The 9,358-nt window shown below is 47.4% G+C and carries 8 protein-coding genes; all 8 read left to right on the forward strand.

The window, feature by feature from the left end:
* Nucleotides 1–117 precede the first annotated feature (117 nt).
* The 8 genes from MHM99_RS20005 to MHM99_RS20040 all read left to right on the forward strand — a co-directional run bounded on the left by MHM99_RS20005 (nucleotide 118) and on the right by MHM99_RS20040 (nucleotide 9,264).
* Nucleotides 118–504, forward strand: a complete 387-nt coding sequence (locus MHM99_RS20005; RefSeq protein WP_275445615.1) for an isochorismatase family protein — start codon at nucleotides 118–120, stop codon at nucleotides 502–504.
* A 132-nt stretch (nucleotides 505–636) separates the two neighbouring features.
* Nucleotides 637–1,020 (forward strand): pyrimidine utilization protein C, encoded by a 384-nt coding sequence (gene rutC / locus MHM99_RS20010; protein WP_239220381.1) that lies wholly within the window; start codon nucleotides 637–639, stop codon nucleotides 1,018–1,020.
* Nucleotides 1,021–1,078: 58 nt separating this feature from the next.
* On the forward strand, nucleotides 1,079–1,927 hold the full coding sequence (gene rutD / locus MHM99_RS20015) for a pyrimidine utilization protein D (RefSeq protein WP_239220382.1): 849 nt from the start codon (nucleotides 1,079–1,081) through the stop codon (nucleotides 1,925–1,927).
* Between the two features lie 175 nt (nucleotides 1,928–2,102).
* Nucleotides 2,103–2,723 (forward strand): malonic semialdehyde reductase, encoded by a 621-nt coding sequence (locus MHM99_RS20020; protein ID WP_239220383.1) that lies wholly within the window; start codon nucleotides 2,103–2,105, stop codon nucleotides 2,721–2,723.
* A 22-nt stretch (nucleotides 2,724–2,745) separates the two neighbouring features.
* The gene (locus MHM99_RS20025) at nucleotides 2,746–3,276 is read left to right on the forward strand and encodes a flavin reductase (RefSeq protein WP_239220384.1); all 531 of its coding nucleotides are present in this window, start codon (nucleotides 2,746–2,748) and stop codon (nucleotides 3,274–3,276) included.
* A 19-nt stretch (nucleotides 3,277–3,295) separates the two neighbouring features.
* Complete coding sequence (locus MHM99_RS20030) at nucleotides 3,296–4,786, forward strand: CoA-acylating methylmalonate-semialdehyde dehydrogenase (RefSeq protein ID WP_239220385.1); 1,491 nt, start codon at nucleotides 3,296–3,298, stop codon at nucleotides 4,784–4,786.
* A gap of 311 nt (nucleotides 4,787–5,097) precedes the next feature.
* Nucleotides 5,098–7,416, forward strand: a complete 2,319-nt coding sequence (locus MHM99_RS20035; protein ID WP_239220386.1) for a TonB-dependent receptor — start codon at nucleotides 5,098–5,100, stop codon at nucleotides 7,414–7,416.
* Nucleotides 7,417–7,761: 345 nt separating this feature from the next.
* A complete protein-coding gene (locus MHM99_RS20040) occupies nucleotides 7,762–9,264 on the forward strand; it encodes an NCS1 family nucleobase:cation symporter-1 (RefSeq protein WP_239220387.1) in 1,503 nt (500 codons plus the stop codon).
* Nucleotides 9,265–9,358 lie beyond the last annotated feature (94 nt).

A 9,358-nucleotide genomic window follows, 5' to 3' on the forward strand; every position in this document is an offset into this window, starting at 1 on the left:
ATTGACTTCACGAAAAAGCCGAATATATGGCAGCAATGAATCACGTTATTAAATCAACACGGTGTCTTGCAATCGGAGAGGGTCCATATATGGTATAAGTCTAATGCCCTTAAAACCATGCGCAAACAACCAGAGCTTAAGGGAAGTTTGCTGGCCAAAGGTACTTGGGATTACGCGCTTGTCGATGCGCTAAAGCCTCAAGATGGCGACATCGTTATACCGAAAACCCGTTACAGCGGTTTTTATAACACTAATCTAGACAGCATGCTGCGAGCCCGCGGTATTCGCAACTTAGTGTTTACCGGCATTGCCACTAACGTGTGTGTGGAGTCGACGCTGCGCGATGGCTTTCACCTGGAATATTTTGGTGTGGTGATGGCCGATGCGGCATATCAAGCTGGCCCGCCAGACATTCACGAGGCCTCACTTTTCAACATTCAGACGTTTTTCGGGTGGGTGTCTACCACCGCGCAGTTCTGTGAAGTATTTGAAGGGACGAGTTAGGTGCTTTCTTCTTAGCATCTACTAGCCACGCAGACAAAAACAACACGATAAATCAGTTAGCACGACTTGAAGTAAATCATTTATAGGCGCTAGGCAGCAATGCATAGAAAGCGCAACGAAAAGGATAAGAACATGCCAAAGAAAGCCATTATTCCAGCAGGTACATCAACGCCAATAGCTCCTTTTGTTCCAGGCTCTATGGCTGACAATATTTTATATGTGTCAGGTACCTTACCGTTTGACGAAAACAACGACGTAGTCCACGTCGGCGACGCCGAAGCACAAACGCGCCACGTTCTAAAAACCATTAAAAGTGTCATCGAAGAAGCGGGCGGCACTATGGATGACGTCACCTTCAACTCAATTTTTATTACCGATTGGGATGACTACGCCGCGGTAAACAAGGTGTACGCCGAATACTTTCCAGGTAAAAAGCCAGCGCGCTACTGCATTAAGGTTGGGCTGGTAAAGCCTGAAGCCTTAATTGAAATTGCGTCTGTAGCACACATTGGGTAGGTGATTATGTTTGGACTTCCCGCGAACTGCGCCCACTGGTTTTATATAGGTGAGCTTTATGCATTCTGATGTGCAGGCAAGCTACGCCCACATAAGCGGCGAAATGAACGGCGAAATGCGTAACAAGTTACATTACGAAATACACGGTCTGACGTCGCCCGACGCACCTACGATTGTGTTTAGTTCAGGGCTGGGCGGGGCAGCTAAATTTTGGCAGCCGCAACTGGGTGACTTTGCCCAAGACTACAGAGTGATCACTTACGATCACTATGGCACCAACAAAAGTGTGGGTGACTTGCCAGCGAATTACAGCATTTCAAATATGGCGGATGAACTCGCTGCACTTCTTAGAAAACTTGAAGTGCAAGCGTGCCATTTCGTCGGTCACGCGCTGGGTGGTTTGGTGGGGCTTGAGCTTGCTTTGTCTAAACCTAAGCTTTTACAAAGTTTAGTGCTGGTAAATGCGTGGAGCAGTCCAAATCCGCACACATTGCGCTGCTTTAATATACGCAAAGCGCTATTGGCGGCAGGCAGAAAGGACATGTATTTGCAACTTCAGGCGCTGCTGCTGTTTCCGCCTGATTGGATAGCCGCGAATGCCGCCCACTTGGCAGAGGAAGAGGCGCACTTACTCAACCATTTCCCTAACGAGGAAAACTTGCTCGCCCGCATTGGTGCCCTTAGTACGTTCAATATTGATAAGAGTTTGTACGCCATCACCACACCAACGTTAGCGCTAGCCAACAAAGACGACACCTTGGTGCCGTGGCAGCGTTCACAGATGTTGGCTGAAGCTATGCCCAACGCCGAATTGTCGGTCATGGAATACGGCGGGCATGCATCAAGCATTACAAACACAATTGCGTTTAACGAACTGCTGCGCAGCTATTTAGGGCAAGTGGCCTAACGTGAACATGACACTGCATCAGGCTTTGGGGTGTTTTCAGCTAAAGAGGCGAAAACTTTCTAAGCAAGCTGCAAGTACAGCGTCAACGCGAAAGCAGCTAAAAATGGGCTAAGCGCAAAAACCGAGAACATAGTGCAGTGTTTAAAAGATTTGATAAAACTGGAATGAATTTAAAATGACTGATACACAAAATACAGAGTTTAAAACAACTAGCCCGCTTGATGAGGTTGGACTAGCCCAACTCTTTACCGATGCGCATACCCATACCAAGTGGCACGACAACCCTATTTCAGAAGCCGTGTTGAAACAGCTGTACGATTTAGTAAAAGTAGGCTCGACATCGGCGAATTGTAGCCCAGCGCGATTTGTTTTTATTACCTCAGATGAAGGGAGAGAAAAGCTCAAACCTTGCCTTTCAAGCGGTAATGTTGAGCAAACCATGACCGCACCCTGTACGGTTATAGTGGCCTACGACGAAGAGTTCTACGAAGAGCTTCCTACGTTATTCCCTTATGCAGATGCGAAAAGCTGGTTTACTTCAAGTCCAGAAGCGGCCTATGAGACCGCCATGCGCAATAGCTCTATGCAAGGGGCTTACTTAATAAGCGCCGTTCGCGCCCTAGGCCTTGACGCTGGCGCCATGTCTGGTTTCAACCCCACATTACTTAACGAAACTTTCTTTTCAGATAGCACGTGGAAGGTGAATTTCTTACTGAACATTGGCTACGGCGATAAAGAGAAAGTACATAAACGCTTACCTCGCTTAAGTTTCGAGCAAGCCTGCCACATCGTGTAACGCCAATTTAAAGGATATTTGTATGACTATTACAGCAATAAAAAACGCAGTAACAGAAGTGCTACCCCCGGTAACTCCCGAAGCTTATCGAGAAGGTATGTCGAGTTTAGCGGCAGCGGTAAACGTCGTTACAACCACTGGCCCAGAAGGACATGCAGGCTTTACGGCGACCGCCGTATGTAGCGTAAGTGATAACCCTGCAACCTTATTGGTTTGTTTAAATCGCGGTGCATCTGTACATCAGATATTTAAAAACAGCACGCATTTGGTTATCAACACCCTTACTTCACAGCATCAGTTAATTTCAAACACATTCGGTGGTAAAGCGCCCATGAACGAACGCTTTGAAATTGGTGATTGGGTTGAATCGACGACTGGCTGCCCAAGGCTTGCCGATGCTGCAGTAAGCTTCGATTGCATAATTACAGACGTTAAAAGTGTGGCCACTCACGACGTTATTTTTTGCCAGGTGGTGGATATCAAGCAAGACCCAGAAGCCGACGCCCTTTTATATTATCAGCGCGGCTATCACAGCGCTTGTAAAGACGTATAACTAAAGGATTAGACAAATAATGAAAGTAGTAGGCCACTTTATTAACGGTGAAACCTGTACCCCAAAGGGGCGCATGCAAGATGTTTATAACCCAGCGACGGGCGAGGCAGAAAAACTGGTTTTACTGGCGTCAAAAGCGACGGTAAACGACGCTATCGTCAGCGCGCAAAATGCGTTTGTTGAGTGGCGCAATACGCCAGTGAGTAAGCGCGCTCGCGTTATGTTCAAATTTAAAAGCTTACTAGAAGAACATGCCGATGAAATTATTGCGTTAATTGGTGCGGAGCACGGCAAGATAAGCCACGACGCGGCAGGCGAATTACAGCGCGGTATCGAAAATGTTGAGTTTGCCTGTGGTGCACCCCAGTTGTTAAAGGGCGAGCACAGTAAAAATGTTGGGCCAAGCATAGACTCTTGGAGCGAGTTTCAGCCTCTTGGCGTGGTGGCGGGAATTACACCATTTAACTTTCCGGCCATGGTGCCCCTTTGGATGTTTCCGCTTGCCATTGTATGCGGCAACACCTTTGTTTTAAAACCCTCTGAGCGCGATCCAAGCTGCGCTATTTTCCTAGCAAAGCTACTTAAAGAAGCAGGGCTACCCGACGGCGTTTTTAACGTTATAAATGGCGACAAAGAAGCGGTTGATCAAATACTAGATGACGAGCGCATTAAAGCAGTGAGTTTTGTGGGTTCAACGCCCATCGCCGAATACATCTATTCGAAAGCCAATGCTAATGGCAAGCGCTGCCAAGCATTAGGTGGCGCTAAAAACCACGCTATTGTGATGCCCGATGCCGACATCGACAACGCAGTGAATCAGCTTTTAGGTGCTGCTTTTGGCTCGTCAGGCGAGCGCTGCATGGCGTTGTCTGTCGTGGTTGCCGTAGGCGACAAAGTGGCGGATGAAATTGTAGATAAAATGCAATCATCCATGGAAAGCTTAAAAGTAGGGGCTTTTGACGATGCGACTAACGATTTCGGACCGCTTATTACACTTCAGCACAAAGAGAAAGTAGAAGGCTACATAACCAGTGCGGCTGAGCAAGGGGCTGATGTAGTCGTTGATGGCAGAAACCCTAGCGTAAAAGGCTACGAGACGGGGTTCTTCTTAGGTGCAACACTTATCGACAAGGTTACGCCGGAAATGGCCAGCTACAAAGCTGAGATTTTTGGCCCTGTACTACAAGTTATGCGCGTTAAGAGCATGGAACAAGCTATGCAGCTCATTGACAGCCATGAATACGGCAATGGTACGTGTATTTTCACCCGAGATGGCGAGGCTGCCCGCTACTTCTCAGACAATATCCAAGTGGGCATGGTAGGCATAAACGTACCGCTGCCAGTGCCCGTGTCTTATCACAGCTTTGGTGGTTGGAAGCGCTCACTCTTTGGTGACCTTCACGCATACGGCCCGGATGGCGTTCGCTTTTACACCAAACGCAAAACCATTACTCAACGTTGGCCTTCAAGCGGCATTCGAGAAGGAGTGAGCTTTTCATTTCCAAGTTAATGTCATGGCGTACTGACCTTGATTAACCATAAATGACCATAAAAACTTTGCCCACGCACGGTAACTATTAAGCCTGTATGGCAAATAGTTGCTCGCAGCAGGTAAAAGAACAGAGATTTAGGCTCAGCCATGAGCCATCAATAATAACAATTTAAAACCGCAAGCCTTTGGCAGTTCCTCTCCAGTCCTGCCTTAGGTTTGCACCCCAGTGGCAATCGATATGCAGTTCACGTCGACCGTTACTCTTATAAAAATATCGGGACAACACCGCCGCAAGGCTTGTTAAAAAGAACTATAAACGAGAGTAAAACATGCATACGTTAAACACACACAAGCGTCTGCTGGCGTTAACCGTAGCTATGGCGTTAAGTACGCCAGCGGCCTTTGCTGCAGAGAATGTTTGGGAAAGTATTGAAGTTACCGCGCAAAAGCGCAACGAGAATATAAGCGATGTAGGGATCGCTATTACTGCGTTTTCTGGTGAACAATTAGAGGCACTTGGCCTTGAAAGCAGTACTGAGCTTATCGCGTTTACCCCTGGCGTATCGTTGGCCGGTGATATCGGTGGTCAGCGTGCTATTTTCAATATTCGAGGCGTGGTGCAAAACGATTACGCTGACTTGGCGGAAGCGCCGGTGGCGGTATACGTTGACGGTGGCTATTTAGCCAGTACCCAAGCACAAACCTTTGGTTTATTCGATGTGGCTCGCATCGAAATTCTTAAAGGCCCACAGGGAACATTATTCGGAAGAAATGCCACAGGCGGACTGGTTAATACGGTTACCGCCAAGCCCACTGCAGATACAGAAGGCTACGCGGAATTTACTGCCGCACGTTTCGAACAATACCGCTTCGAAGGGGCGATATCAGGCGAAATAGCAGACGGCATTTATGGTCGCTTTTCTGGGTTTACTAATCAGCAAGGTGAGATACTAGAGAATATTTATGAAGACGGTGCTGCACCCGATACCCGTTTAGGCTCTGTGGGAGGCGGTGAAGATGGGTACAACGATGATACTAAAGCGTTTCGTGCTCAGCTGCTGTTCGATATTGGTGAGCAAGGCTCGTTACTGCTAAGCGGAAACTGGTCAGATACAACCAAAAGTGAAGGCCCTTATCAGGTGGTGAATACCACCGAGATAAAAGATGCCGACGGCAATGTGATTGACGTTATTTACGCTGCTGACGACCCGCTTGGCTGTGACACTATTCAGGTAGGCGTGTGCGTAGACGGCAACTTCAATGGCGATCCTTTCCGTCCCGTTCAAGGCGGCGATTTCAATGGTAACTTCGACCCTGATGGATCGGGCAATAAAGTAAATAAAGACTTTGCCTTTGACGATCAAAACAAGATCAAGTCAAAAGGGCTTGCGGCAACATTAGACTATGCATTTGAAAGCTTCGATTTCTTCGCCATGTCTGATTACAAAGAGTTTAAACGTACCGTTGGCCTCGACTCCGACCAAACCGCGTCACCCGAACTTATTTTTCAATCTAACAGCACCATAGAGCAGTTCAGCCAAGAGTTTCGATTCTCAGGTGAATCCGCAGACTTAAAGTGGGTTGGGGGGCTTTATTACCTTTCTATCGATACGGACTATAGCCAAGGCTTGGCGGGTTCACCCACCACCTTTTTCTTAGGCGGTGAAGAAAATAACACCTTGGTGTCTCTTGAAACCGAGTCATACTCTGTATTTGGGCAAATAGACTATAGCCTGAGTGACGATCTTGTTCTGGTTGGTGGGTTGCGTTACACCCGTGAAGACAAAGACTTTGTGGGTAATGTGTATCAAAACGAGAATACTAACGACCGAGTTATCGAAATTGACACCACAACGACGTCTTTAGAGACTTTGGTTGATTCTAACGATCAAAATCTGTGGTCGGCCAAGCTACAGCTGGAATACAGTGTGGGTAATAGCTTGTACTATGCAGGCATCAATCGGGGCGTAAAAGCGGGGAGTTTCAATGCCCCGCTTCAAGGAGGTTTCAGCTTATACGAACCCGAAGAACTTACTGCGTATGAAGCGGGTTTAAAGCTTGCTTTTATGCACGGAAGCGGCGTCTTCAATGCCAATGTTTTTTACTATGACTACAGCGATTACCAGTCGTTTTCGTGGGTGAATAATGCGGGGGTGGTGTCAAACGAAGAAGCCTCATTTAGTGGCGTTGAATTAGAAGTGTTCTTAACCCCGACAGACAGCTTAGATGTTATGGTTAACTTTTCATATACCGATGCAGTGGTTGAAGACTTAGAAGTGGCCTCGGGGTACTTTGCTGATACAACACCGCCATTTACCCCAGAGTATCAAGCGTCTGCCATGCTTCGCTATAACTGGGACGCCTTCGACGGCAATATGGCAGCCCAACTGTCAGCCAATTATCAGTCGGAAACCTTTCACAATGCGCGGAATTTTACCGCTCATGAAATTGATAGCTATGCCACGGCTGATACTCGTTTAACCTGGGTAGACGCTGAGGACAAATGGCTAATAGCGGCTTATGTAGATAACCTGTTTGACTCAGACCATGAACTTATTGGCTTTGACGTAACTGGTTTTTATGGAACCAGCCAGATTTCCTATGCGAAGCCTAGAACGTATGGCGTAACGGTAAGACGTAATTTCTAATTAGCGTAGTTGCGCTTTGTTTAACAAAATAAAGCGTATCTCCTACTTCTAAAAAGAAACGTGCGTCGCTAACCTAAATACCGACGTAGCAAAACGGTATTTAGGTTTTGCGTTAACAAAGCGCGCGAAGCGGCAGTATTTTTGCTTTTCTTTTTTGCTAGGGGCTGTTGACCTTTGTTGTACACCAAAGATCAGCAGGCCCCAATAAAGGTTAGCAGCGAGCCTCTAATCTAATCGTTACGCCGTTGAGAGTGCTGATGCATTTTTTAACCTACCGCTTTGCCGAGCATGACGCTGTGTAAAAAGAAGCAACAAGTAATAGCAAACCCAATAAGGAAATAGATCGTGGATAACACCAACAATCAGACCATGACAAAACCTTCCCATTACGATGGCGATTTATGGAATGAAGATTTAGCGCCAACCAACGCGGAAACCAGAACCTGGGTGTGGAAAGACTATGCGGCATTATGGGTTGCGATGGTGGTTTGTGTACCTACTTATCTCTTATCTGCCGGCCTGGTATCAGAAGGCATGAATTGGTATCAAGCGGTTATCACCGTACTGTTGGGCAACATCATCGTGCTTGTACCTATGATGCTAATTGGTCATGCAGGTGCAAAATACGGCTTACCTTTTCCCGTATTATTACGTAGCGCCTTTGGTACCAAAGGCGCGAAGATTCCTGCTTTGGCCCGAGGGCTTGTTGCATGTGGCTGGTTTGGAATTAACACATGGGTTGGCGGCAGTGCTATTTACGTTATTTTAAATAGCGTGAGCGGCGACGCATTTGTGGGGCGGGCACTACCATTTTTAGGTATCGATATCACACAAACTCTGTGCTTCTTCGCTTTCTGGGCGATGCACTTGGTTTTTATAAAACACGGCACCGAATCTATTCGTTGGCTTGAAACTTTTGCTGCACCATTTTTGATCTTAATGGGCTTAGCGCTTCTTGGTTGGGCATACGTTAATGCTGGTGGGTTTGGCGAAATGTTGTCAACGCCGTCTCAGTTTGTTGAAGGTGGAGCCAAAGAAGGGCAGTTTTGGACAGCCTTCTTCGCGGGCTTGACTTCTATGGTGGGCTTCTGGGCAACCATGGCGTTGAACATTCCCGATTTCACGCGTTTTGCAAAATCACAAAAAGACCAAATGTTGGGCCAAGCTATTGGCTTGCCATTACCCATGGCGCTGTTTGCCTTTATCGGTGTAGCGGTAACGTCAGCAACGGTCACCATTTATGGTGAGGCCATATGGGACCCTGTGGCACTTGCCGGTCGAATGGGCGGCATGGGTGTAGTGCTGGCACTTGCTGCATTAGCACTTGCGACGTTAACCACAAATCTAGCCGCTAACATGGTAGCCCCAGCTTACGGCTTTTCGAACATGGCGCCTTCGAAAATAAGCTTCAAAATGGGCGGCTATATAACCGCTGGTATCGGCGTCGCTATCTTCCCTTGGAAGCTTCTTGAAACCGCGGGTGGCTACTTATTTACGTGGCTTACGGGATATTCTGCGCTACTTGGCCCTATCGCGGGTATTCTAATTGCCGACTATTTTATCTTAAGAAAATCGACCTTAAACATAGATGCGCTATTTCAACACAGTGGCGAATATGGCGCGAACAATGGCTGGAACATGGCGGGTGTGACTGCGCTTATTATTGGTATTTTGCCTAATATTCCTGGCTTTATGCGCGCGGCAGGGTTTGTAGAAAGCGTGCCTGCTATTTTCGATATGCTTTACGCCTATGCGTGGTTTGTAGGGTTAATCATCGCCAGCATGGTTTATCTGCTGCTCTCCAACAGAGCACCCGTCACCATACAGGCAAAAAGCGCCTCCCAATAATGGGGTCAGAGTCTGAGGGATCCCCACGAATTTAATTTCATATGCCTCCGGCCCAGGCTGCGTCAACTATGGAGCTGTACCATTTGAGTGCAGC

Origin of the sequence: Alteromonas sp. MmMcT2-2 (assembly GCF_022348305.1) — a bacterium.
GTDB lineage: Bacteria > Pseudomonadota > Gammaproteobacteria > Enterobacterales > Alteromonadaceae > Alteromonas > Alteromonas macleodii.